General features: G+C 53.6%; 24 protein-coding genes and 3 tRNA genes. 12 read left to right on the top strand and 15 right to left on the bottom strand.

Translation table 11 applies throughout. From position 1 onward, the window contains the following. The first annotated feature begins 92 nt into the window (after window positions 1–92). Window positions 93–1745: a dihydrolipoyllysine-residue acetyltransferase gene (gene aceF, locus ACG2XO_RS07920; RefSeq protein ID WP_410497451.1), complete on the top strand. Its 1653-nt coding sequence runs from the start codon at window positions 93–95 to the stop codon at window positions 1743–1745. 91 nt (window positions 1746–1836) lie between these two features. Then, complete coding sequence (gene lpdA, locus ACG2XO_RS07915) at window positions 1837–3621, top strand: dihydrolipoyl dehydrogenase (RefSeq protein WP_410497450.1); 1785 nt, start codon at window positions 1837–1839, stop codon at window positions 3619–3621. Window positions 3622–3703: 82 nt separating this feature from the next. Here lpdA and ACG2XO_RS07910 read toward each other — a convergent pair whose 3' ends face one another. Together ACG2XO_RS07910 and ACG2XO_RS07905 are read right to left on the bottom strand one after the other, a co-directional pair. Next, complete coding sequence (locus ACG2XO_RS07910; protein ID WP_410497449.1) at window positions 3704–4705, bottom strand: M48 family metallopeptidase; 1002 nt, start codon at window positions 4703–4705, stop codon at window positions 3704–3706. Continuing rightward, complete coding sequence (locus ACG2XO_RS07905) at window positions 4702–5772, bottom strand: YjgN family protein (protein ID WP_410497448.1); 1071 nt, start codon at window positions 5770–5772, stop codon at window positions 4702–4704. Before ACG2XO_RS07905 ends, ACG2XO_RS07910 begins: the two co-directional genes overlap by 4 nt. Before the next feature lie 421 nt (window positions 5773–6193). Between ACG2XO_RS07905 and ACG2XO_RS07900 the strand changes: the two genes are divergently transcribed. Continuing rightward, a complete protein-coding gene (locus ACG2XO_RS07900; protein WP_410497447.1) occupies window positions 6194–6373 on the top strand; it encodes a hypothetical protein in 180 nt (59 codons plus the stop codon). A 101-nt stretch (window positions 6374–6474) separates the two neighbouring features. Here ACG2XO_RS07900 and ACG2XO_RS07895 read toward each other — a convergent pair. The 4 genes from ACG2XO_RS07895 to ACG2XO_RS07880 form a co-directional block, all read right to left on the bottom strand. After that, a tRNA-Glu gene (locus tag ACG2XO_RS07895) sits at window positions 6475–6549 on the bottom strand. Between the two features lie 28 nt (window positions 6550–6577). Then, window positions 6578–6653 (bottom strand) — tRNA-Glu (locus ACG2XO_RS07890). Between the two features lie 44 nt (window positions 6654–6697). Then, window positions 6698–6773 (bottom strand) — tRNA-Ala (locus tag ACG2XO_RS07885). A gap of 59 nt (window positions 6774–6832) precedes the next feature. Continuing rightward, complete coding sequence (locus ACG2XO_RS07880) at window positions 6833–7633, bottom strand: outer membrane protein assembly factor BamD (RefSeq protein WP_410497446.1); 801 nt, start codon at window positions 7631–7633, stop codon at window positions 6833–6835. Between ACG2XO_RS07880 and rluD the strand changes: the two genes are divergently transcribed. The 3 genes from rluD (at window position 7632) to ACG2XO_RS07865 (ending at window position 10515) form a co-directional block, all read left to right on the top strand. After that, window positions 7632–8687, top strand: a complete 1056-nt coding sequence (rluD, locus tag ACG2XO_RS07875) for a 23S rRNA pseudouridine(1911/1915/1917) synthase RluD (RefSeq protein WP_410497445.1) — start codon at window positions 7632–7634, stop codon at window positions 8685–8687. The two genes, ACG2XO_RS07880 and rluD, sit on opposite strands and share 2 nt — an antisense overlap. Continuing rightward, complete coding sequence (gene pgeF / locus ACG2XO_RS07870) at window positions 8674–9480, top strand: peptidoglycan editing factor PgeF (protein WP_410497444.1); 807 nt, start codon at window positions 8674–8676, stop codon at window positions 9478–9480. Before rluD ends, pgeF begins: the two co-directional genes overlap by 14 nt. An 87-nt stretch (window positions 9481–9567) precedes the next feature. Continuing rightward, window positions 9568–10515 carry a ZIP family metal transporter gene (locus tag ACG2XO_RS07865; RefSeq protein ID WP_410497443.1) on the top strand — a complete coding sequence of 316 codons (948 nt, stop codon included), beginning with the start codon at window positions 9568–9570 and terminating at the stop codon, window positions 10513–10515. A gap of 117 nt (window positions 10516–10632) precedes the next feature. Here ACG2XO_RS07865 and ACG2XO_RS07860 read toward each other — a convergent pair whose 3' ends face one another. Then, the gene (locus ACG2XO_RS07860; protein ID WP_410497442.1) at window positions 10633–10851 is read right to left on the bottom strand and encodes a hypothetical protein; all 219 of its coding nucleotides are present in this window, start codon (window positions 10849–10851) and stop codon (window positions 10633–10635) included. Between the two features lie 230 nt (window positions 10852–11081). On the opposite strand from ACG2XO_RS07860, the gene ribA reads away from it, so the two are divergent. Further along, window positions 11082–11696: a GTP cyclohydrolase II gene (gene ribA / locus ACG2XO_RS07855; protein WP_410500240.1), complete on the top strand. Its 615-nt coding sequence runs from the start codon at window positions 11082–11084 to the stop codon at window positions 11694–11696. A gap of 52 nt (window positions 11697–11748) precedes the next feature. Here ribA and fliR read toward each other — a convergent pair whose 3' ends face one another. The 8 genes from fliR to ACG2XO_RS07815 form a co-directional block, all read right to left on the bottom strand. Further along, the gene (gene fliR / locus ACG2XO_RS07850) at window positions 11749–12537 is read right to left on the bottom strand and encodes a flagellar biosynthetic protein FliR (RefSeq protein WP_410497441.1); all 789 of its coding nucleotides are present in this window, start codon (window positions 12535–12537) and stop codon (window positions 11749–11751) included. Further along, complete coding sequence (fliQ, locus tag ACG2XO_RS07845) at window positions 12537–12806, bottom strand: flagellar biosynthesis protein FliQ (protein WP_410497440.1); 270 nt, start codon at window positions 12804–12806, stop codon at window positions 12537–12539. The genes fliR and fliQ overlap by 1 nt, the downstream gene beginning before the upstream one ends. Then, window positions 12807–13472, bottom strand: coding sequence for a flagellar type III secretion system pore protein FliP (fliP, locus tag ACG2XO_RS07840; protein WP_410497439.1), 666 nt, complete (start codon window positions 13470–13472; stop codon window positions 12807–12809). Window positions 13473–13554: 82 nt separating this feature from the next. Continuing rightward, complete coding sequence (gene fliO / locus ACG2XO_RS07835) at window positions 13555–13995, bottom strand: flagellar biosynthetic protein FliO (RefSeq protein ID WP_410497438.1); 441 nt, start codon at window positions 13993–13995, stop codon at window positions 13555–13557. 83 nt (window positions 13996–14078) lie between these two features. Then, on the bottom strand, window positions 14079–14507 hold the full coding sequence (gene fliN, locus ACG2XO_RS07830) for a flagellar motor switch protein FliN (RefSeq protein ID WP_410497437.1): 429 nt from the start codon (window positions 14505–14507) through the stop codon (window positions 14079–14081). Between the two features lie 2 nt (window positions 14508–14509). Then, window positions 14510–15511, bottom strand: coding sequence for a flagellar motor switch protein FliM (gene fliM, locus ACG2XO_RS07825; protein ID WP_410497436.1), 1002 nt, complete (start codon window positions 15509–15511; stop codon window positions 14510–14512). Window positions 15512–15563: 52 nt separating this feature from the next. Further along, entirely contained in the window at window positions 15564–16130 is a 567-nt protein-coding gene (gene fliL, locus ACG2XO_RS07820; RefSeq protein WP_410497435.1) for a flagellar basal body-associated protein FliL, read from the bottom strand. Window positions 16131–16268: 138 nt separating this feature from the next. Further along, on the bottom strand, window positions 16269–17606 hold the full coding sequence (locus ACG2XO_RS07815; protein ID WP_410497434.1) for a flagellar hook-length control protein FliK: 1338 nt from the start codon (window positions 17604–17606) through the stop codon (window positions 16269–16271). 105 nt (window positions 17607–17711) lie between these two features. Between ACG2XO_RS07815 and flhB the strand changes: the two genes are divergently transcribed. From flhB to ACG2XO_RS07790, 5 genes are all read left to right on the top strand, one after another. After that, window positions 17712–18830 carry a flagellar biosynthesis protein FlhB gene (gene flhB / locus ACG2XO_RS07810; RefSeq protein ID WP_410497433.1) on the top strand — a complete coding sequence of 373 codons (1119 nt, stop codon included), beginning with the start codon at window positions 17712–17714 and terminating at the stop codon, window positions 18828–18830. Between the two features lie 65 nt (window positions 18831–18895). Then, entirely contained in the window at window positions 18896–20992 is a 2097-nt protein-coding gene (gene flhA, locus ACG2XO_RS07805; RefSeq protein ID WP_410497432.1) for a flagellar biosynthesis protein FlhA, read from the top strand. A 136-nt stretch (window positions 20993–21128) separates the two neighbouring features. Further along, the gene (flhF, locus tag ACG2XO_RS07800) at window positions 21129–22688 is read left to right on the top strand and encodes a flagellar biosynthesis protein FlhF (protein ID WP_410497431.1); all 1560 of its coding nucleotides are present in this window, start codon (window positions 21129–21131) and stop codon (window positions 22686–22688) included. Then, entirely contained in the window at window positions 22681–23574 is an 894-nt protein-coding gene (locus ACG2XO_RS07795; protein ID WP_410497430.1) for a MinD/ParA family protein, read from the top strand. The genes flhF and ACG2XO_RS07795 overlap by 8 nt, the downstream gene beginning before the upstream one ends. Next, window positions 23567–24643, top strand: a complete 1077-nt coding sequence (locus tag ACG2XO_RS07790; RefSeq protein WP_410497429.1) for an ABC transporter permease — start codon at window positions 23567–23569, stop codon at window positions 24641–24643. Before ACG2XO_RS07795 ends, ACG2XO_RS07790 begins: the two co-directional genes overlap by 8 nt.

The following is a 24643-nucleotide window of genomic DNA, read 5'->3' as shown; positions in this document are numbered from 1 at the left end:
GACTCAGTGAGAAACAGCCCCTGGGGTATATCACCCCAGGGCAGGCTGAACAATTAACGGCAGGGTATACCCCTCCCTCACAGGATATAACCATGAGCAACGTTATTGAATTGAAAATTCCCGACATCGGCGGCCACGCTGGCGTTGAAGTGATTGAAGTATTTGTCAAAGTGGGCGATGTGATCGAGAAAGAGCAATCGCTGATTACACTGGAAACCGACAAAGCGACGATGGAAGTGCCATCGACCGAAGCCGGTATCGTTAAAGAAATGCGCATCAAAGTCGGCGACAAAGCCTCGGAAGGCGATGTGGTCTTGATGCTGGAAGTTGGCGCAGCCGCCGCTGCACCTGCACCAGCCGCTGCGGCTCCGGTTGCGGCAGCTCCTGCAGCCGCGAGCGCAGCACCTGCTGCTGCCGCCACATCTTCAACTTCTTCAATTGTTGAAGTGCATGTACCGGACATCGGTAACTTTGACGCGGTTGAAGTCATCGAAGTCAACGTGAAAGTCGGCGACACTGTTTCGCTCGACGACGGCCTGATCACACTCGAATCAGACAAAGCCAGCATGGAAGTGCCATCAACCGCCGCAGGTGTGGTTGAAAGCATCGCCGTTAAAGTCGGCGATAAAGTCGCGCAAGGCGCGCTGGTATTGACCGTACGTTCTAGCGCTGCAGCTCCTGCACCAGTAGCGGCTCCAGTTGCTGCTCCTGCCCCTGCAGCAGCGCCAGTTGCTGCTCCAGCCGCAGCTGCACCGGTTGCCGCACCGGCAGCAGTCGCTTCTGCGCCAGCTAAATTTGACGAAGCAAACTTTAACAAAGCTCACGCATCACCATCAGTGCGTAAATTCGCGCGCGAGTTGGGCGTTGATTTGAGCAAAGTGGCTGGTAAAGGCCCGAAAGGCCGTATCTTGCACGAAGACGTCCAGTCATTCGTTAAATCGGTAATGACCAGCGCCGTGGCGTCTTCCTTCGCAGCCGGTTCGGCACCTACAGCAGCTTCATTGGGCGGCGGTCTGGACTTGTTGCCATGGCCGAAAGTCGATTTTGCCAAGTTTGGCCCGATCGAAACCAAACCACTGAGCCGCATCAAAAAAATCTCTGGCGCGAATCTGCACCGCAACTGGGTCGTGATCCCGCACGTGACGTTCAACGACGAATGCGATATCACCGAGCTGGAAGAATTCCGTAAAACGGTCGGTAAAGAGTGGGAAAAATCAGGCCTGAAGATCAGCCCGTTGGCCTTCATTATCAAGGCGGCTGCTGAAGCGCTGAAAGCCTTCCCGGAAATGAACTCATCGCTCGACGGCGACAATTTAGTCCTGAAACAGTACTACCACATTGGTTTTGCGGCGGATACGCCAAACGGTCTGGTTGTCCCTGTCATCAAAGACGTTGATCAGAAGGGTCTGAAGCAGATTTGCAAAGAGTTGACCGAATTGTCGCTGGCAGCACGCGACGGTAAGCTCAAGCCAACCGATATGCAAGGCGCGACATTCACAATTTCATCACTGGGCGGCATCGGCGGCACTGGCTTCACGCCAATCGTCAACGCGCCTGAAGTGGCGATTCTTGGCGTGTGCAAATCGCAAATCAAACCAGTCTGGAACGGCAAGGAATTTACCCCACGCCTGATGTGCCCATTGTCGCTGTCATTCGATCACCGCGTGATCGATGGCGCACAAGCGGGTCGCTTCACCGTGCATCTGGGCAAACTGCTGACCGACATCCGTCGTCTGGTTCTCTAATTCTGCGAGGCGTGAGAGCTTGGGTATTGACCTGCAGGGCAATACCCATAATCGCTCCCACCTCATACCCTTGACCTCACAGGAATAAATCATGAGCAATACGATTGAATTGAAAGTACCCGATATTGGTGGCCATAGCGATGTGGCGATTATCGAGTTGTTTGTTAAAGTCGGCGACACCGTTGCCGTCGAAGAAAGCCTGATTACACTGGAAACCGATAAAGCGACGATGGAAGTGCCAGCCACTCACGCCGGCGTGATCAAAGAGCTGAAAGTCGCAATTGGCGACAAAGTATCCGAAGGCAGCGTGATCGCGATTGTTGAAGTTGCTGCCAGCGCAGCAGCTCCAGCGGCCGCGGCACCAACTCCGGCTGCAACACCAGTTGCTGCGCCTGCCGCTCCAGTAGCAGCCCCCGTTGCTGGCCAATACGCTGGCGCGGTGGACATGGAAGTGGACATGATGGTCTTGGGCGCTGGCCCTGGCGGCTATTCTGCTGCGTTCCGCTCGGCTGATTTGGGTCTGAAAACCGTACTGGTTGAGCGTTATGGCTCACTCGGCGGTGTGTGTTTGAACGTCGGTTGTATTCCATCGAAAGCCTTGCTGCACAATGCAGCGGTGATCGATGAAGTGGCTCACTTGGCATCGAACGGTATCAAGTTTGGCAAGCCGGAAGTCGATATCGACGGCCTACGTGGCTACAAAGAAAAAGTCATTAACAAGCTCACTGGCGGTCTGGCTGGCATGGCCAAGATGCGTAAAGTCGAGCATGTGCGTGGTATCGGTACTTTCCTCGATGCCAACCACATCGAAGTGCAACTGACTTCGGGCTCAGGCAAAGATCTGACTGGCGAGAAAAAAGTCATTAAGTTTGCCAAAGCGATTATCGCTGCGGGCTCGCAAGCGGTGAAACTGCCATTCATCCCGAACGATCCACGTATCGTTGATTCAACCGGCGCGCTGGAGCTCAAATCTGTACCCAAACGCATGCTGATTATCGGCGGCGGCATTATCGGCCTGGAAATGGGTACGGTGTATTCAACGCTGGGCGCGCGTCTGGACGTGGTTGAATTGTCAGACGGCCTGATGCAAGGCGCGGATCGCGATCTGGTGAAAGTATGGCAAGACTGGAATAAACATCGTTTTGACAACATCATGTTGCAGTCGAAAACGACCAGCATAGTCCCGAAAGAAGACGGCATCTGGGTGACGTTTGAAGGCCCGAAAGCGCCAGCCGAAGCACAATGCTACGACTTGGTTCTGTACTCAACCGGCCGCTCGCCAAACGGCAAGAAAATCGGTGCGGAAAACGCCGGTGTGATCGTTGACGAGCGTGGCTTTATCGCCGTAGACAAGCAAATGCGCACCAATGTGCCGAACATCTTCGCGATTGGCGATCTGGTCGGCCAGCCAATGTTGGCGCACAAAGCCGTGCACGAAGCGCACGTGGCTGCCGAGAACGCCGCCGATCACAAAGCCTATTTTGACGCTCGCGTGATTCCGGGCGTAGCCTACACCGACCCTGAAGTGGCTTGGGTAGGTTTAACCGAAGATCAGGCCAAGAAAGAAGGCATCAAGATCACCAAGGGCGTCTTCCCATGGGCCGCTTCAGGCCGTGCGATTGCCAACGGTCGTGATGAAGGCTTCACCAAGCTGATTTTCGACGCGGAAAACGGCCAGATCCTCGGCGGCGCGATTGTTGGCCCGCACGCGGGCGATATGATCGGTGAAGTGTGTCTGGGTATTGAAATGGGCGCAGACGCAGTCGATATCGGCAAAACCATTCACCCGCACCCAACAATGGGCGAGTCGATTGGCATGGCGGCCGAAGTGGCCAAAGGCGTATGTACCGATCTGCCACCGCAACGCAAGAAATAATCGCTCAATGAGCGCAAAAAAAGCCACGACCTGAGTCGTGGCTTTTTTTATTTAGAGCAGAGCAAATGATTAATGAAGTGGTTTATGGATTTGCAGCACTGCGCAAGGCTTTTAGCCGCTCTTGTGTTGCCGGATGCGTTGCCAGCAGCTCGGGAACATCGAGCGCATCTTTCACCGAAGCGCTTAGTTTTTGCAGCGCGTCGGCCAGTAAAGCGGGCGATTGCCCCGTTTCACGCAAACGTTCGGCGGCAAAAATGTCCGCATCGTGCTCAAACTGGCGTGAGTAACCCAACTGCACCAGCATCGCACCTGTCGCCGCCAGATTGCCCATCGCGCCAGGCGCATCACCCAGAATCACCGATGCCACCAGCACAATACCGGTACTCTGATAGATATTGCGCAGGCCATGCTGCAGTTGAACGTGCCCCATTTCATGCAGCAATACCGCCATCAACTCATCGTCATTGAGCAGGCTGGCCAGCCCATCGGTCACGACGATCATTCCACCGGGCAAGGCAAATGCATTGGCGCCAATTTCGGGCATGGCGTAAAAATGCAGCTGGTAAACAAACCCCGACCCGGCGGTATAGGCCTGAAAACGTTGGCGCAGACGCTGTTGCCGCTCTGGCGCAATCTGGCTGGCTTCAAGTTCAATCCCCAGCTTGGGCAGAGTTTGCAGCGTGGATTGCCCCAGCATCACTTCAAGCTGGACTGGAGTCAGCCTGGCGGCCAGCTGCGCCATCAGCGGCATGCCCTGCAAGTAAAACGCAATCGCTGCCAGCACAATAGCGAATAGTGCTGCAACAGCGTAGCGCCAGCGGCTCTCCAGCAGCGCCAGCCGATTGCGCTCTTGCCCGAGCAGCGCGGCCAATGCACTCTGCTCGCCGCATTCCAGCGTCGCACCATCGGGAAAGACCACGCGGCTGGGCAAGGAACCCAGCGCAGCTTCGAGTTCGCAATCGGCAATGGCCACTTCGCGTGTCCAGCCCTCGCCCACAATCAACAGACAATCATCAATGCGCTGCAACTGAACACGATGCAGCGCGCTGCTGTGCCCGTCCAGATAACTGGCAACGAGCATCATAGCGCCAGATCGACGTCAAACAGATCAGACGCCTCAGCACCAATGGCCGAGCCCGACTGCTGCTGCGCAGCGGCGAATTGGCTCAAATCATGCGGCGCTTCGATCTGCATGCCTTCGGTGCGCATACGCGCCTGAGCCACTTTCAGCCATGGCAAAGCCAGCCCCAGCGTGACTACGACCAGCGGTAAACGCCATGCCATCATCCGGCCATACGCCCAGGGATTGACCGAGCTGGTAAAACGCACATCGTCCAGCACCGTATTGCTCCAGCCGTGGTTGGCCTGCGCCACACTGACAGCGGCACCAACCGAATTAAAGCCGATCAGCATGATAATGTAGGCCAGTGCAGGCAAAGCAAAACGCGCGGCCATCTCTGCGGGCGCTTGCTTTGCCAGTGTACTCATATCCAGTGCGGTACCACCTAACATAGCCACACCTACGGTCAGCCCAAAGAGCACGACCAGCGCGATCATCAGACCCAAACCGGCCAGCGCAGCACGGTAGTAAGCGCCGACTGCCGAGGCCGTGCCGCTAAAACGTTGCTTACCAAACGATGCGTGATCAAGCACAAAACGGTATTGCTGATGCTGCACAAAAGGCAGCGCCAGACCCAGAGTCGGAATCAGCAACAACGGCAAAAGCAGATAATTTTTAACCGCGCCCCAGACTGAGCCATGAAAATCAAACGCTACATTGCGATAACGCGTCTGGCGTAGATTAAAGCGGATACTGCGCACAATCATCCATGGCAGCGCAAGCAGTAGCAGCACGGCGGCCACCACCGACAAAACCGGGCTCACATTCGAGCTGATGGCGTAAACAAAGAAAAACGCAAATGCAATCAGACGGCCAATCAGAATTTGCATTGGCTTGGCGGTGTAATCAAAACGTGAGCCGGCCAGCTCGGTATTGCCATAAAAATATTTCAAGCGGCGCACCTTGGCCCAGGCCGAATAAATACCCAGCGTCAGAATGCTCAGCAGCAGATTGACAATCCAGATCCGGAAATATTCGCCACCACGGCCATGAAACTGCAGCGCCCAGCGAGCGGGATTATTGTTATTCATCCTAACCCTCCATCCTTTCAGAAAAAGGGATCAATCTTATTTCCCAGGAAGAATCATGACAACATAAACAACAAACAAGTCAGTTTTAAGTCATTTAAACATTGGGCCAGCATGAGCAAGCACCCCTTGGTGGTAATGCATAGACTTTGCAGCCGGTTAACTAGATTCAAGTGTTGCACTTATGCTGCATACCTTCGAGCCCATCAAAGTCATTAAGATGGGTATATCAATACAGATCAATTTTATTAAAGCACCAATAGATATACCTATACCCTGTATGAAATAATCTAAATCAAACTGATCAGTGGCTGCGGCAAGAAATAGTGCGGTGCAATAAATTAGAGGAATGGTCGTTTCAAGCATATTTACCAACGTCAACAGACCATAGGCACTTGGCACAGCACACATTGAGGTCGGGATCATGCTCAATACAGATTCAACAACTGGCAATCCGCAACAAGCGCAACAGCGGCTTAGCCATGAAATTACCAATGAACTGGAGCAATGCTTGGAATTGTGCCAGCAACTGAGAATCGATTTTTATGACTGTCTGGCGCATGCCAGAATTGAATTCGAGCGCCACCAACGCGAACAGGTCTAGAATCTGTTGCTGTCTGGCTCGCTGTTTTTAATGTAACGGCAGGATAGCCTGATCGACAGGCAATAAAAAAGACACCCGAAGGTGTCTTTTTTATTTTGATTTGGCGTCCCCACGGGGAATCGAACCCCGGCCGCCGCCGTGAAAGGGCAGTGTTCTAACCGCTAAACTATAGGGACTTAAACTTTTATTACTTACTTAATCTGCTGGCGTCCCCACGGGGATTCGAACCCCGGTCGCCGCCGTGAAAGGGCAGTGTCCTAGGCCTCTAGACGATGGGGACTTCTACTGCTTAATTTGTCGATCAAATCGGCAAATTATCCAATCTGGTGGAGGTAAACGGGATCGAACCGATGACCTCTTGCATGCCATGCAAGCGCTCTCCCAACTGAGCTATACCCCCAAAGAGACGCGAATAATAGAGACCTTATCGCACCCCGTCAAGCCTTTACTGCAAATATTTTAGATCGGCGCCCACCAGTATGGGTCGCTCAGGATATCCTGTTCAAGCGCAGTGCTATTCGGGAAGTTTTTCAGCAAGACGCGCTTGGCATCGTCACGATAATCGGTCATTCCCAGCTTATTGTATGCGTGGTACATCAGCGCCAGCGCGCCTTCGACCTGCTTGGTATTGCTGTAATTATCAATCAGCGCCTTGCCACGATTGGCTGCGGCCAGATAAGCGCCGCGCTTGTAGTAATAGCGGCCGACATGCAACTCGTAATTGGCCATCGCCCCCAACAGATAGCCCATACGCAACTGGGCATCCCTGCTGTATTTGCTATCCGGAAAACGTACGATCAACTCGCGAAAAGCCATGAAAGATTCTTTGGCGGCACGTGGATCGCGCTCGGACATATCCTGCTTGGACAAGGCCGACAGAAAGCCTTGCGACTCATTGAAATTGACCAAACCTTTCAGATACATCGCGTAGTCCAGGCTCGGGTGCGCCGGATTTTGCTTCATAAAGCGCTCAATCGAAGCCAGCGCCAGCGCGGGCTCCTGATCTTTATAATGGTTGTAGGCGATTTCCAGCTGAGCTTGCTGCGCATATTTCCCGTAGGGGTAGCGAGCCTCCAACCGTTCAAAATACTGGGTTGATTTGGTGTAGTCCCTGCTGCCCTGCTGGCTTTTGGCTTCAGAAAACAGCTTATCCGCAGACCAGTCTTTCGTTTCATCATTAGTCGTACCGGTATTGGCACAACCGACCATTAAGCTAAACAGCAAGGCAGAAACGAGGATTCGAGGTAGAATCTTATACATGATGCAATCCGATATTGAACTCGACGATTATAACGACTTCTCAGACACGCGTGTCTTGACTGTTCCTGCCGATTTGGCGGGGACGCGTCTTGATGCCGCGCTGGCGAAGATTTTGCCTGATTTTTCACGCTCACGCTTGGCTACTTGGATTAAAGACGGTCAAGTGACCGTTGATGGCGCACTTGCCACGACCAAGACCAAGCTTTGGGGTGGCGAAACGCTAACAGTTAATGTTCAGGCTGACCCGAACGAAATTGCCTTCGTGGCCGAAGACCTGCCGCTGGACGTCATTTATGAAGATGACACGCTACTGGTGATTAACAAACCAGCAGGGTTGGTCGTTCACCCCGGGAATGGCAACTGGGAAGGAACACTGCTCAACGCGCTGCTGTTTCATTACCCGGAAGTCCGCCAGGTACCACGCGCCGGCATTGTCCACCGACTCGACAAAGACACCAGTGGCCTGATGGTTGTTGCTCGCACGCTGCAAGCGCAAAACAACCTGGTACAGCAACTGCAGGCGCGCACCGTCAAACGCCATTACCTGGCTGTCGCACGCGGCAATATCAAACGCGATGGCACAGTGGACGAGCCCATTGGCCGTCACCCGCGCGAACGGATCAAAATGGCCGTAGTGCACAATGGCAAAGAATCGATCACGCATTATCTGGTGCTCGAAAAATTCACCGATTACACGTTGATCGAATGCCGGCTGGAAACCGGCCGTACGCATCAGATTCGTGTTCATATGGCGCACATCAAACATCCACTCGCCGCAGATCAGGTCTATGGCACACCACCGCGCCTGGATACGTCACCGGAAGTCAAAATGGCGCTCGAAGAACTCAATCGTCAGGCATTGCATGCGCGCAAGCTGTCGCTCGTTCATCCGACCACCGGCAAAACGATGGAATGGAAAGCGCCGATCCCGCACGATCTGGAGCAGTTAATCTTTACGCTACGCGCCGATATGGAGCTGGCGAAAGACCAGTACGACGAAGACGACGATGAAGACGACGATCACGATTGCGAACTGATTTATGTCCGTGAATAAAATCAACACTGCAACTGCACTCACGCCCACCGCCAACGCGCTGGGCGTTTTTGCACCCGACTGGCCAGCACCTGCCAACGTCAAAGCACTACAAACCACCCGCAATGGTTTTACCGATGATGGTATTGCAAATCGGAGCGGGCTTAGTTTGCCGCCATTTGATCGCTTTAACCTCGGCAGCCACGTCAACGATAATCCAGAACACGTCGCAGCCAATCGCGCCCTGCTCACGCAAGTGCTGCCTCAAGCGCCTGCGTGGCTCAATCAGGTGCATGGTATTACCATCGTTGACGCCGCCAAAATCAGCGCGCCGGTCGACGCCGACGCTAGCTTCACGCGCACACACGGCGTGGTGAGCGTCGTAATGACCGCCGACTGCCTGCCGCTGCTGTTTTGCGATCAAGCAGGAACGGTCGTCGCCGCTGCGCACGCGGGTTGGCGCGGCTTGTGCAATGGCGTGATTGAGGCGACAGTCGCCAAAATGGCATGTCCGGTCAGCGAAATTCTCGTCTGGCTCGGCCCCGCGATTGGTCCGAAGACATTTGAAGTCGGTGATGAAGTCCGCGCCGCTTTTATGGCAATTGATGCGCAAGCCGAACAAGCTTTTGTCGCGCAAGACGGAGGTAAATGGCTGGCGGATATATACCTATTGGCGCGCCAGCGCTTACACACCCTGGGTATTACGACTATTTACGGCGGCGACCAATGTACGGTGACGCAAGCCGAGACTTATTTCAGCTATCGGCGCGATGGTCAGACGGGTCGGCTGGCGAGTTTGATTTGGCTGGAATAATTGCCGAGCATCAAACTGAGAATCGTTTGCAAGCAGACTTAGCGTAACGTTTATGTTACAGTGTTGCATCTGCAGGATTTTTTCTTTATGTCGACACTAAGCTGGATCATCACCATGAGCTTGCTGGGCAGCTTGCTCAGCGTCCTCGCCGCTGGCGCGATGGCGTATTTTGCCAAGCCGCACTGGATACCCAAACTGGTTTCGTTTGCCGTCGGCGCATTGCTCGCCGCCGTGTTTCTGGAAATCCTGCCGCATGCTTTCGAAAGCCATCAAGGTCACGAAGGTCATCAGCACGCGACGCAAGCGGTCGAAGTTTTACTGCACGACGCCAATCCGGCCAGCGCAGCCGCCCATGCCACAACAGGCACTCATGAAGCTGAAACCGCCGCCGAACATGAATCTCACGCCAGCCCTGAAGCGATTTCACTGACGATTCTGATCGGGATTTTTATTTTCTTTGTAATGGAAAAACTGGTGATCTGGCGGCATTGCCATCACGAGTCATGCGAAGAGCTCGAAGGCCACGAGCACGCGCATGACGATCACAGCGGCCACAATCACGGCCATTCGCACGGTCACGATCATGGTCGAGCCGGCTTGATGATTATGGTCGGCGATACCTTCCATAATTTTCTCGATGGCGCGGTGATTGCCGCAGCATTTATGGCCGACACCTCAGTCGGCATCGCGACGGCGCTGGCAATTATTGCGCATGAAATTCCGCAGGAAGTCGGTGACTTTATCGTGCTGCTGCATTCGGGTTATAGCAAGGCCAAAGCGCTGCTATTTAATTTGTTCTCATCGCTGGCAGCACTGGCCGGTGGCCTGCTCGCCTATTATTCGCTGAGCATCGTCGAAGCGGCGCAGCCCTACTTGCTCGCACTCGGCGCTGCGAGTCTGATTTATGTCGCGATTGCCGACCTGATTCCAACGCTGCACAAACGCCCACACATCAAAGACACACTGCATCAAGTCTTATTAATGGTCGCCGGTGCGCTACCTATTGCCATTTTGCATAATGTCTTGCCACATTGATACATAACTAGGGTATCGACATGAAGTCTAGTCATTGACTAGCCTTCATTCACATACCCATTAGATTCACAAACCCATTAGATTCACAAACCAATGCGGAGTGGGCTTGCTCACAACTCAATCTTGAGCAGGCTGATTATTCTGCACCGCAGCCTTCTCGGCCAGCTCAGTGGCTTTAGCCGCTTTGCTGCGCTGGATACTGCGTTTCAAGGCCAGTGCACCCCAGGTGGGTAATACCGCCAAGAACAGGAAATAAAAGAGCCCGACAGTGATACTCCCCGCCCCGAGCGACATCATGACGATGACGAATAAATAGCCGATTAAAATAATATACATACACATCTCAAAAAAACGGACAGCTGCCGTGCCAGTTTACACCAGCTCGTAAAATCCCGATTTGCGATTCCCAAGATTTTCCACCGCGTTAATGATACAGTGTTGCATTTGAGTGTTTTCGACCAATATGTGCCGGATCAGGAAATTGTGCCGATTGATTTGAAATCTGGCCGCTTCAACCCCATATCTGTATTTCATGCCCAGCAGGATTTGTCTTAGCAATGCCTAATATCACCACCGAATTGCAAAAAGTCGCCAGCGCGCGCCTACCCACGACTCAGGGTGAATTTACCAGTCATGCCTTTCTCAACCCGCAAACCGGCGTTGAACATCTGGTGCTGACCTTCGGTGATATTACGGGCGAGGACGTGCTGGTTCGTCTGCATTCGGAATGTCTGACGGGCGATGCTCTGGGGTCTTTACGTTGCGATTGTGGCGATCAGTTAAAGCATGCTTTGCAGCGGATTCAAGCTGAAGGACGCGGCGCCTTACTGTATTTGCGTGGGCATGAAGGTCGCGGCATCGGACTTTGCAATAAGATTCTGGCCTATCAGTTGCAAGATCAAGGCATGGATACCGTTGAAGCCAATCTGGCGCAAGGCCTGCCCAGCGATAACCGCGACTATGCAGACGCGGCGTGGATGCTGAAAAATCTGGGCGTGCGCTCGGTACGACTGATGAGCAATAATCCGCTTAAAATCGACGCCTTGAACAAATTAGGCATTCCGGTGAACGAGCGTTTGCCGCACGAAGTGACCGCCAATCCGGAAAATCACAAATACCTCACGACCAAAAAAGAACGCATGGGACATTTGCTTGGCTCGCATAGCAAGAAGAAGAGCTAGGCTCTGAAGCAACGGCGCAGCGCGTGAGTCTCGATTGACTACTGTGCAACCGTTATGGCGAGCCAAACGCTTTCATGAATTTCCCGATCATGCGCGGTGTCTCGCTCAGCAACTGATCGATCTGCGGCACCATCATCGGTAACGAATAGTACAGCGCAGCAAAACCAATACCGAGCGTAATCGGAAAACCAATCGCAAACACATTGAGCTGTGGTGCCGCACGGGTCATCACGCCGATCGACAGATTGGTAATCAGCAACACCGCCAGCACAGGCAAGGACAACATCACGGCGACGCGGAAAATCATGCTGCCATACAGCGCAATCAGCTCAAAACCTTTTGCATTCAGCTGTATCTGCCCCACCGGCAACTGCACCATGCTTTCGAGCAACACGCGCAACATCATCAGATGACCATTGAGCGACAAAAACAGCAGAATCATCATCAGACTCATTAACTGAGCCATCACCAGCGTATTACCGGAATTATGCGGATCATAAAACGAAGCAAAACCCAGACCCATTTGCAAACCGGCTAGATGTCCGGCCATTTCCACGGCAGTAAACACCAGTCGCATGACAAAGCCGATGGCAAAACCCAAAATCAGTTCGCGCGCGGCAATCAGCATGCCATCCGGAGAAACCACCGGCACGCTGGGCATCGGCGGCAAAGCGGGAACAATCAGTAAAGTCAGCAGAATGCCCAAACCAACGCGAACCGGAGACGGAATCCGCCGACTGGAGAAAAATGGGTCGGCGAGTAACATGCCCATGATGCGTAAAAATGGCCACCAGAACGTCGCCAGCCAGATTTCAATCTGCGCCTGAGTAACAACCCACATCAGCCGATCACTTGGGGAATGCTTTGATACAAACGGATGATGTAATCGGAGAGCAACTCAATCATCCACGGGCCAGCCAGCACCAGCACCAGAAAAGCGATCAACAGTTTGGGAATAAACGATAGCGTCGCCTCGTTGATCTGAGTCGCAGCCTGAAAAATGCTGATAATCAGACCGGAAACCAGCGTAGCCAGCAGCACCGGGCCGCAGAGCAAAACCATCACTTCCATCGCCCGCTGCAGCAGGGTAATTACCGTTTCCGGACTCATCTAGGCCCCCATGTAAAAGCTTTGCACCAAGGATCCCATCAGCAAAGTCCAGCCATCGACCAGCACAAACAGCATCAGTTTGAATGGCAATGAGATCATGACCGGCGAAACCATCATCATCCCCATCCCCATCAGAATACTGGCAACGACCAGGTCGATAATCAGGAAAGGAATAATCACCATAAAACCGATTTGGAACGCGGTTTTAAGCTCGCTCGTCACAAAAGCGGGAACCAGCGTTCGCAAGCTAACATCTTCCGGTCCTTGCGGCGCTTGCGCGCCTGAAACTTCAATAAAGAAAGCCAGATCTTTTTGTCGCGTCTGCTTGAGCATGAAGTCTTTCAATGGCATTGCGCCTTTGTCGATTGCCTCATTGAATGTCATTTTTTCTTCGGAGAACGGCTTGTAGGCTGTGGTATACACTTTGTCAAAAACCGGCGACATCACAAACATCGTCAGAAAAAGTGACAAGCCGACAATGACCTGATTGGGCGGGCTTTGCATCGTACCGAGCGCCTGACGCAGCAAGGAGAGTACGATCACAATACGGGTAAACGCCGTCATCATCAGCAACAGCGCGGGAATAAACCCGAGCGCCGTCATAAACAGCAAGGTCTGGATCGGCAGCGAATAAGCCGTCCCAGCCGCAGTTTGCGTCGACGACATAAAGGGTATACCAACAGGATCCGCGGCCAACAAAGTTCCTGGCAATATACCCACTAGCAGTATTAAAGGCCATCGACTCATCTTAGGTGGCATCTGCATTTTTATTTTCCGAATTATCTTTGCGTTTTTCGAGCGCCGCCTGCAACCATTGTGCAAAGGCCGGCAGTGCCGGAGCAGCGACATCGACGCCTTCCGGCTTGTCGAGTTTGTGCAGCACATTCACCTGCTCGCCCGTCACCCCCAGCACCAGCCATTGCCCTTCAATTTCGACGATGACCACACGCTCGCGCTGCCCAACCATCACCCCGGACACCACGCGTAAATGCCCGCTGCCCGCGCCCGGCACCAGCGAAAATCGCCGCATCAGCCACGCGGCAGCAACGATCAAGCCCAGTACCAGCGCCAGCGCCAGCAAGACTTGCAGGAGCGAACCCACCCCGGACGATGCGGATGGATTTGCCGCAGCCCAAACAGACAGCGGCAGCCCCAAAAGGCTGCCGCAGAAATAACGACTCAATTTCATTCGATTCGACGGGAAATAAAGGCGTCAACTTCGTGATGCACCGTCATTCCCGCTCCTGGTCAATGATCAATTTATAGGCCGATTTATTTATGTAAACGGCGAATCCGTTCGGCAGGTGTAATGATATCGGTCAGGCGGATACCGAATTTTTCATTCACGACCACCACCTCCCCTTGCGCAATCAGGCAGCCGTTAACGAGTACGTCCATCGGCTCCCCCGCAAGTCCGTCCAGCTCGACGACCGAACCTTGTGCCAATTGCAGCAAGTTGCGGATCGCAATTTTGGTACGCCCAAGTTCAACAGTCAGCGCCACCGGAATATCGAGAATCATGTCGATATTTTTCGGGGCTCCGGCAGGCGTACCCGCCCCATCAAAACTCTGAAAAATATCAGCAGGCTGCGCCTCGACGCTGGCCGCAGATTCTTCGGTTACCTGTTCGGCCAGAGCGGCGGCCCAATCGTCCATGATGTCATCCGCACTTTCTTCTGCCGGATTGTTTTCATCAGCCATGCTTAATCCTCTTCATGTTCCTGCCCGTTCAATGACTCGGCAGCACGCAGCAATTTCTCTACCTTTAAGGCGTATTGCTTGTTTACAACGCCATACTTGGCTTCAAGTACCGGCACATTATCCACTGCAGCACCGATAACTTCGGGAATCTCCAGCGGAATCACATCGCCGGTTTTCAAATTCAGAATTTCACCGAGTGTAATATGCGAAGTTCCCAAGGTTGCCACCAGCTCGACTTCGGCAAGCTGAACCTGTTTACGCATCAGATTGGTCCAGCGATTATCGGCTTCCATCCGATCCGCCTGCATGCTGCTGTAGAGCAGGTCACGAATCGGCTCGAGCATCGAATACGGGAAGCAGACGTGAAAATCGCCGCCACCAGCGCCCAGCTCGATTTTGAACGTATAGGCAACGACGACTTCGGTCGGGGTCGCAATATTAGCAAACTGCGTATTCATTTCCGAGCGCAAATAGGCAAACTCGCACTCAAAAACCGGTTTCCACGCTTTTTCATATTCTTCAAAAACGACATCGAGCAAACGCTGGATAATCCGCTGCTCGGTTGGCGTAAAATCTCGCCCCTCAACCCGTACATGATAACGACCATCCGAACCGAACAGATTATCAACGACCAGAAAAACAAAATCCGGATCAAAAATAAACAAGCCCGTTCCGCGCAAGGGCTTCATATGAATCATGTTCAAATTGGTCGGAACCACCAGATTGCGGATAAATTCGCTGTATTTCTGTACCCGGACGGGCCCCACGCTGATTTCGGCGTTGCGTCGCATGAAATTGAACAATGCAATTCGCAAATTACGTGCAAACCGCTCGTTGATAATCTCCAGCGTCGGCATCCGGCCGCGCACGATCCGTTCCTGCCGGCCGATTTCGTATTCACGGATGGCACGCGGGTCAGATTCGGCCTCGAGCTCGTCCTGCTCGCCTGTCACGCCACGCAGTAGCGCATCGACCTCTTCTTGGGAAAGGATATCGTCAGCCATATCGCCGCTTTTATTCCAACAGTACTACTGTGTTAATCGGATATTTTAACGATTACTGAATCTGATAAAAATATTTCGTGAAATTCACACTCAACACACCTTCATCTTTCGCTTCAGCTTCCAGTATCTTGTTTAGTTGCTCACGAATTTCGCGCGCCAATGTTTCCTGACCTTCTGTCGTTTTGACTTCATCAATCGTTTTGGAGCGCAGTAGTCGATTTACGGCATCCAGCACTCTAGGCTGTACCTGCTTCAATTTGGCTTTTTCTTCTTCATCAGCCAATTCGACCATGATTTCTACTTGTAACACAGCCTCTGGCTCACCCGACAAGTTGACAGTAAACGCCTGATCCTGCAATTTATCGAAAACATTAACGCCTGCTTCAGCTTTTTCCTTTTTCTTCTTTTCCTTGGCTTTTTTCTCTGCTTCGGCCTGAGCGTGCGCGTCGGTCACCACCTCATCCACACCACCATCTGCCGGTGTTTTCAAAATGAAATAAGCCAGGCCGCCAGCCAGTGCCAGCATAATGACAACCAAGACCCCGATAATGGCAAACAACAGGATATTTTTCTTGGGCTGAGGTGCCTCGGTACTGGGTGCAGCTTTGGGTTCTGCCATATCAAACAACCTTTTTCGTCTGTTTTCTGAAAGATGGAGTTAGGGCAAGAAACCTCCTCCCCGAAGATTTCTTACCAATACAGCGAAGATACTATAAACGGCACTCTACGCAAGCGTTTTCAAACCTTCATTGTAATATCAAACAAACAAACTCACTCGAGTACTACCCGCAGGCAGCCGCAAATCACTCAAGTTGACGACCCGTTCCGCCCCCCCCTTGCCAGCCACACCATTCATTTCCACGCCATAGCGCGAAGCAGATGACGATGAGTTAAAACGGTTATCCTGCTGTTGCTGAGATGCCTGCTGTTGCTGTTGCTGTTGCTGTTGCTGCAATGAATCGGATGCGACCTGAACGTTATGCAGAACAATCCCCTGATCGGCCAGCAAAGCAGTCAGCTTGGGGGTTGCGGCAGCCAACGCCTCACGCACGGCAGCATGTTGCGAAGTAAAAATCACACTGGCTTGTTCGCCCCCCAGATTGAGACGAACTTCCATCGGCCCCAGATTCGGCGGATTCAATTGCATTTCAATTTGCTGTTCCTGTTTGCCCAGCATCATGCTGACCCGTTGCGCCACGGCATCACCCCAACGCGAATCGTGTACTTGCGTATCAATATAGTGGCTTGGTACTGCCGCCGCAGCCGCTTTAACTGATTGAAGCTGATTCAAACTGGTCGCTGTATTGATTGCGCCTGGTGCATCTCCCGTCGGAGCAGCAGGAGCCAATTTGCTATTTAAAGTGTCGACAAAGGAATCCGCCCTTTTGCCGTGAACAGCCTTAAGCCCCTGCGGCAAGCTTTCTAATGGATCCAGTCCTTCAACGGCAATGTTTGCCGTTGATTTTTTGCTGGCATCAAGTTGCGCAGCCAGCAAGTGTTGTTTTGATTGATCCGATCCATCATCTTTGCCCAATAAATCATCAGCGCCAATTTGCGCCTGCTCCAGATTGGACGACTTGGCATCTCCGGCCAGCGCAGCCAGCAGATTGGCTCCGCCATTTTTTTCTTCCAGCAGATCTCCAGTCTGGAGCTCCGTTTTTTGCTCAACCGCGACAGGCTGAGCCACTTGCGCGACCTGCATCATCGCCAGCAAAGCGGCAAGGTCGGCTTCACCCGTTGCAGTTTGCTCGGCAACTTCTTCCCCTGCGGCAGAATTTGCAGCCTTCTCTGCCGGCTGAGCCGGTTTAGATTGCGTTGCTGCAGATTCCTGAGAGCCTGAAGGCTCACGAACGACTGAAGTTTCTTCCGCGTCTGCGGTATTTTCTTTGACTTCGGAGCGGGGTTTATTCTCAGCCTGCTTATTGGCAGGGGCTTTTTCTGCCGGTTTGGGCTGCTGAGCCTTACTGAGTTCATTTTTAAACTGAGCGCCAAACTCAACTCCACCTGCAGATGCCGTATCGCGTGTCGATTTGACATCAGTCGCCTGCAAGGAAAGACCGAGAAGGTTAACGCTATTGCTGGAGTTATTTGCCATGATCTGAGCACCACAAAAATGAGTCAGTCTCGTTAAAGCAAACTTGATGCCAACTATTCACGTATTCGCCCATGTTACACTTTGTCCATGGCAGAAGACTCGGATATGGAACGTACCGAACCGGCCTCGCCCCGGCGGCTTGAAGAAGCCCGCAAAAAGGGGCAGGTGCCGCGTTCGCACGAACTCACTTCATTCTCGACCCTGATGGTCGGACTGGTTGCGGTGATTGTTACCGGACCAGAGCTTTATGCTGCCATGAAAAAAATCATGGTTACCGCCTTTAGCTTTACCCGTGCGCAAATTTGGCAACCCCAGCTAATGACCGAACAGCTGTTTGAATTATCCCGCATCGCGGTCATTGCCATTCTGCCGGTTTTTGGCGCCTGCGCCATCATATCGATTCTGACCCCGATCATGATTGGCGGCTGGTTATTCAGCATGGAAGCACTTGGTCCCAATTTTGGCCGCATGAACCCCATGAGCGGCATCGGCCGGATGTTTTCCCCCCGTACCGTCATTGAAACCGTCAAAACCATTCTGAAATCCGGGCTGATTGGCGGCGTCGCCGCTTGGGTCATGTGGCAAGAACGCGACGAATTTTTAATCTTGCTCTCCATGCCGCTTGAAGCCAGTTTTGCCATGACCTGGCAAATGACCCGGCACACCCTGTTGCTGGTCGTCAGCGCAATGGCCGTCATTGCCATGATCGATGTACCCTACCAGCTATGGGATTACTACAAAGGCCTGCGCATGACCAAGGAAGAAGTGCGGCAGGAATACAAGGAGTCCGAAGGTGATCCGCACGTCAAAGGCCGGATTCGCCAGTTGCAACGCGAGGCTGCGCGCAAACGGATGATGTCCGAAATTCCGAAAGCCAACGTCGTCGTCACCAACCCGACGCACTATGCGGTGGCGATTCGTTACGATCAGGCGATGCGCGCACCCACCGTCGTCGCCAAAGGCTCTTTCCTGCTGGCCGAGCGGATTATCGAGATCGCCAAAGACAACAAGGTCACCGTCATTCGTACCCCGCCTTTTGCCCGGGCGCTTTATCATCACGCCGAGTTAGGCGAAGAAATCCCGACTGCGCTGTATACTGCTACAGCCGAAGTGTTAGCTTATATTTACCAGCTTGAGGTCTATCGCAAGGAAGGTGGCTTTGAGCCCACACTCAACACCGACCTGCCTGTGCCGCCCGAACTGGACCCCGAATCAAAGCAATAGGGGTATATTCATGAAAGCAACAGCAGTAATATTCAACAACGCAATACACCCGTCAGGTATTTTGAATGTGGCGCAATAAACTGGTTCTGCTCGCAATGCCGGCACTCGTGCTGATGGTTCTTGGCATGATGATCCTGCCTTTGCCGCCGCTGCTGCTCGATTTTTTCTTCACTTTCAATATCGCCCTGTCGGTGATTGTATTGATGGTGAGTCTCTACACCCAGAAACCGCTGGAATTTTCCAGCTTCCCTACCGTCTTGCTGATGACCACCTTGTTGCGGCTCTCGCTCAACGTCGCATCAACCAAACTGGTGCTCACCGAAGGCCACGCGGGCGGCGATGCCGCCGGTAAAGTCATCGAATCCTTCGGTCACGTCCTGATTGGCGATAATGTCGCAGTCGGGATTGTCGCGTTTATTATTCTGACCATCATTAACTTTGTCGTCATCACCAAGGGTGCCGGCCGGATCGCTGAAGTATCGGCTCGCTTTACCCTCGATGCGATGCCCGGCAAACAGATGGCGATTGACGCCGACCTGAACGCCGGACTAATTGGTGAAGAAGAAGCCCGCACACGCCGTGCGCAAATTTCCGACGAAGCCAATTTTTTCGGTTCAATGGATGGTGCGAGCAAATTCGTTCGCGGCGACGCCGTCGCCGGTATTCTGGTCATGGTCATTAATTTGATTGGCGGCCTCTTGGTCGGCATGCTGCAACATGACCTGCCATTCGCCGAGGCAGCGAGAACCTACACCCTGCTAACAATCGGCGATGGTCTGGTCGCTCAGGTGCCAGCGCTAATTATTTCGGTCGCAGCAGGTATCGTTGTCTCTCGCGTCGGCACCAATCAGGATTTGTCGACCCAAATTCTGGGGCAGCTCTTCTCCCGCCCACAGGTCATGTATGTAACGGCCGGCGTACTCGCCGTACTCGGCATCATTCCCGGCATGCCCCATTTTGCTTTTTTGCTGATGGCACTGATCGCGGCAGGACTGGCGTGGCTGTCCGAGCAGAATATTCTCAAAGCAACACTCGGTGGCGCGGCACCCAGAGCGGCATCGGGCGGAGCAGCCCCCGTACCGGGCGCAGCACCGTCAGCCAAACCCGCCGAAGCGCCTTTGCAGGAAGTCAGCTGGGCCGATGTACAGGCAGTCGACCCGGTCGGACTGGAGGTGGGTTATCGACTGATTCCGCTGGTTGACCGCAATCAGGACGGTGAATTGCTGCGCCGGATTCGCGGCATTCGCAAAAAAATTGCTCAGGAGCTCGGCTTTCTGGTTCCCGCAGTCCACATCCGCGACAATCTGGAATTACGCCCGAATCAATACCGAATTCAGCTCAAGGGCGTCGACGTCGGCGTCGGCGAAGCTTTTGTAGGTCAGTGGCTCGCCATCAATCCTGGCAATGTCTCGGGAAATCTGCCCGGCACCGTCACGACCGACCCGACATTCGGCCTGCCCGCCACCTGGGTCGATAGCAATCTGCGCGATCAGGCTCAGGCCATGGGTTACACCGTTGTCGATGCGTCGACCGTTGTCGGTACGCATATTTCCAACATCCTGCAATCGCACGCCGCAGAATTACTCGGACGTGAAGAAGTTCAGGCGCTACTGGATCACTTTGCCAAGGAATCACCCAAACTGGTTGAAGAACTGGTACCGAAAGTCGTTGCAATCGGCACATTGCAAAAAGTACTGCAAAGTTTGCTCGATGAAGGGCTACACATTCGTGATCTGCGCACGATTCTGGAAACGCTGGGCGAAAACGTGATTCGCACCCAAGACATTGACGACCTGACTTCGGCTGTGCGGGTGGCTTTGGGACGCGCCATCGTGCATCAGTTTTTCCCAGGAGAAAACGAGCTGCAAGTCGTTGCTCTCGAACCGCAACTGGAAAACATCCTGATGTCGGCAGCCAGCGGTAAATCACAAGGCGGACTGGAACCCGGTTTGGCCGAGCGTCTGCTGCAACAAGCGGCTCAGCTCTCCGAGCAACTTGAAATGCAGGGAGTCAATCCAGTGATTATCACTCCGGCACAATTGCGCCCAATGCTGTCGCGCTTCTTGAAGCGCTCCATCCCCAATTTGCGCGTCATTGCCCACACCGAAATTCCCGATGCAAAAACACTTCGCATCATCGGTGTACTTGGCGCAAACGGTTGATTCGGCAATAATTGCCGCCCCGAACCACCAACAGCGTCGGTGGTGTAGCATTTATTGCAACAACCTGCAATTTTTTAAGCCTCAAATGTGCAGATGGTTTGTGTAGTTTGCCTGCAACAGCGATAATCAAATCACTATGGTCGTCAAAAAATATTTCGGTGCAACCACCCGCGAAGCCCTCCGCCAAGTTCGAGATGAACTGGGTCCGGATGCGCTTATCCTGTCGAATCGTCAAGTCGCAGGTGGCGGAATTGAAATTATGGCTGTTGCGGATGCCGATGTGGCCGCACTGACTCAGGTTCAAACCAGTGCAGCGTCAGTCAAATCGACCAGCCGGCCTCCAGCTGCACGCCCAAACAAACCTTTGACTGGCGATAGCCCAACCCCCAATCTCGCCAAGGCCTTGGCTCGTTCATACTCACTTGACGACGACGAAGTCACCCTCAGCCAGAGTGCGCCACCACAAGCTACCCCGGCAGTCGTACGCAGCAACCGTCAACCTCGCGCAATCGAGACGCGTTACGATTACGAAAAGGATCACGAGAGTCCGCCAGCTCCGGTACGCAGCACGACTGCAGAACGCGCAGACAGCAAAGCAGCTCCGCGAGTTGGTAAATCAAACCGCCGCGCCCGCAACCCGGAAATCGATAACGACGAATTCCCCGTTTTCAGTTTTGACGACGAAGAAGCGCCACCTAAAAAACCGGCGCCCCAACCTGCTGTCGAGAATGAAGCCGTTCAGGACATCGTGCGTGAAATCCGCATGTTGCGCGGAATCGTCGAAAGCCAGATGGCCGGGATCGCCTGGAGCGAACTTTCCAAACAAGCGCCGGAAAAAATCGAACTGCTTCGCCAATTATTAGGCGCAGGTTTCTGCGCGGCACTGTCGCGTCAGCTCATCGACAAAATGCCCAATGGCATGAATGCCGAAACCGGCATGAAATGGGTCAAGGCGGCATTGGCGCATAACCTGCCGACGTCGGCCAACCACGATGACCTGCTGATGCGGGGTGGCGTCTACGCGCTGATTGGCCCGACCGGCGTTGGCAAAACGACCACCGTCGCCAAGCTCGCCGCACGCGCAGCACTGGCCTACGGACCTCAATCAGTCGCGTTATTGACGACCGACAGCTACCGGATTGGCGCGCACGATCAGTTGCGCATTTATGGCCGGATTCTCGGCGTGCCGGTTTACGACGTGAAAGATGAAACCGATTTGCAGCTCACGCTGGGCGAACTGAGTGATCGTCGGCTGATCCTGATCGACACGGTCGGTATGGGTCAGCGTGACCAGCGCATCGGCGAACAGTTAGCCATGCTTGGCAACGATAATGTTGGCACTATTTTATTACTGGCAGCGAACGCACAAGCCGGCACCCTCGACGACGTCGCGCGCCGTTATCGCAATCACCATCTGCTCGGCTGTATTCTGACCAAACTGGATGAAACCGTCTCGATCGGCGGCAGTCTGGACGTGGCGATCCGGCACAAATTGCCGCTGCAATTTGTCACCAACGGTCAGCGTGTACCAGAAGACCTGCATCGCGCCAATCTGGCGTATCTGATCGATCGAGCTTTCAAATCGCCACAAGACTACGGCGTATTCCAGCTCGACAGCGATGAATATCCGCTGTACATGAGCACCCAGGACACGCCCAATGATTTCAGCCTGAGTCTGGGCGGCGCGCGTGCCTAAACGCTGGCAAGACCAGGCCGCCGGCCTGCGTCAAATGGTCACTCCGAGCCGCTGTCGCAGTATCAGCCTGTGCGGTGGCCGAGGCGACTCAGGCACTACCACCCTGACGATCAATTTAGCAACGGCATTGGCTGCATGTCAGCGTCAGGTACTCATTCTGGATGAGTCGATCGACGAGCAAAACATCAGCTCCCGTCTGCAGCTCAAACCCAGTTTTACACTGGATCATGTACTGCGCCACGAGGCACGGCTGACCGACTGTCTAATCGATTCAGCCAACGGTTTCCAACTGCTATCCGTCGCCTGTGGCCCTGAACTGATCGCCGAGTTGAACGTCGCCGATCAGCGCTGGTTGGCAGACCAGTTTGAAACGTTGACTGAAAACATCGACTACCTGCTGCTCGACACCCGCCAGACCGGCAGCAACGGGCTCCCCAATCTGAGTCTGGCCGCCGATGACGTCATCATCGTCTTGTCCAATCACGCAGAATCATTGACCGACGCCTATGCCATCATCAAACAATTAGCGCAAGAGTACGCGCGGCGTAACTTCCGGGTCTTGGTCAATCGCGTCGAAACACTGAACGAAGCACTCGCCTTGTTTGAACGGCTTAACAGCGTTTGCGAACAATTTCTGGGCGAGAGCCTGCAGCTCAAATTGCTCGGTTACGTTCCCGAAGATCAGAAACTCAACCGCGCAACTCATCTTGGGACGACAGTCATCGACGCCTTCCCAGATACCCAAGCCAGTATTGCCCTAGAACAAATAGCTGACAGTATCTTGAACTGGATACCCCCAAAGCTTGGACATCAATCTGCACACAATTTCGTGCACCGCCTTGTTGAATCCTCCCGACTTTTGCAAGAGCGCACATTACATGACTAGGGTGAGCCTGAAGCAAATCGATGATGGTTATGCATTGATTGGCTCGCTCTGCCTCTCTACCGTTTCTCCCGTCTGGCAACAAAGTCGCACGATTGACTGGCAAAATCAGATCGTAGACCTTAGCGCCATCGAGCATTGCGACGGCGCCGGCGCAGCGCTGCTGTTCGAACTGACGCAATCGGGGGCTAAGCTACAAAATATCCCGGAACAATGCCAGCGCTTGCTCTCTGCGCTTGAACCGCAACGCGCCTTGCACCACAAGCGCAATAAGCCGCGCATCACCCTGATCGCCCAGCTGGGGCAAACATCACGTGCGACGCTGCAAGATTTTCAGGAACAAATCAGCTTTATCGGCAGCGCCGCACGCTCGTTCGTTGATGCCATCAGGCTGCCGCAACGGATACGCTGGAGCGAATTTTTGCATCAATGCGAATTGACCGGCGCCAATGCACTCCCCATCATCAGCCTGATTTCACTCTTGCTTGGCATTATTCTGGCCTTTCAATCGGCGATCCCGATGCGGCAATTTGGCGCAGAACTCTATGTCGCCAACCTGCTCGGCCTTTCGCTGATCCGTGAACTGGGGCCATTGATGACCGCCATTGTGCTGGCCGGGCGCAGCGGCGCCGCGTTTGCCGCAGAAATCGGCACTATGAAAGTCAACGAGGAAATCAATGCACTCGTCACTTTCGGCTATCAACCGATGCACTTTCTGGTTTTTCCCCGGCTGATGGCGGGCGTCTGCATGTTGCCACTACTGGCCATCTGGGCCGAAATCATCGGCATGCTGGGCGGAGCGCTGGTAATGCGTGGTTTTGGCATTCCCATCTCAACCTTCTGGTCGCAAGTCAGCTCACAAGTCGATATCGGCGATTTTTTTAGTGGCATGCTCAAAGCCGCAGCATTTGGGCTGGTCGTCGCTTCGGTTGGCTGCTTTCGTGGCCTGCACACGGGAACCGGGGCCAGCGCAGTCGGCGCGTCGACCACACGCGCCGTGGTCAATATCCTGATATTGCTGGTGATTACCGACGGCATTTTTGCCGTCGTTTACTATCATCTGGGCTGGTAA

Origin of the sequence: Chitinibacter sp. S2-10 (genome assembly GCF_046530675.1) — a bacterium.
Taxonomy (GTDB): domain Bacteria; phylum Pseudomonadota; class Gammaproteobacteria; order Burkholderiales; family Chitinibacteraceae; genus Chitinibacter.
The sequence above is the reverse complement of the archived record's forward strand: the minus strand, read 5'-3'. Positions and strand labels throughout refer to the sequence as shown.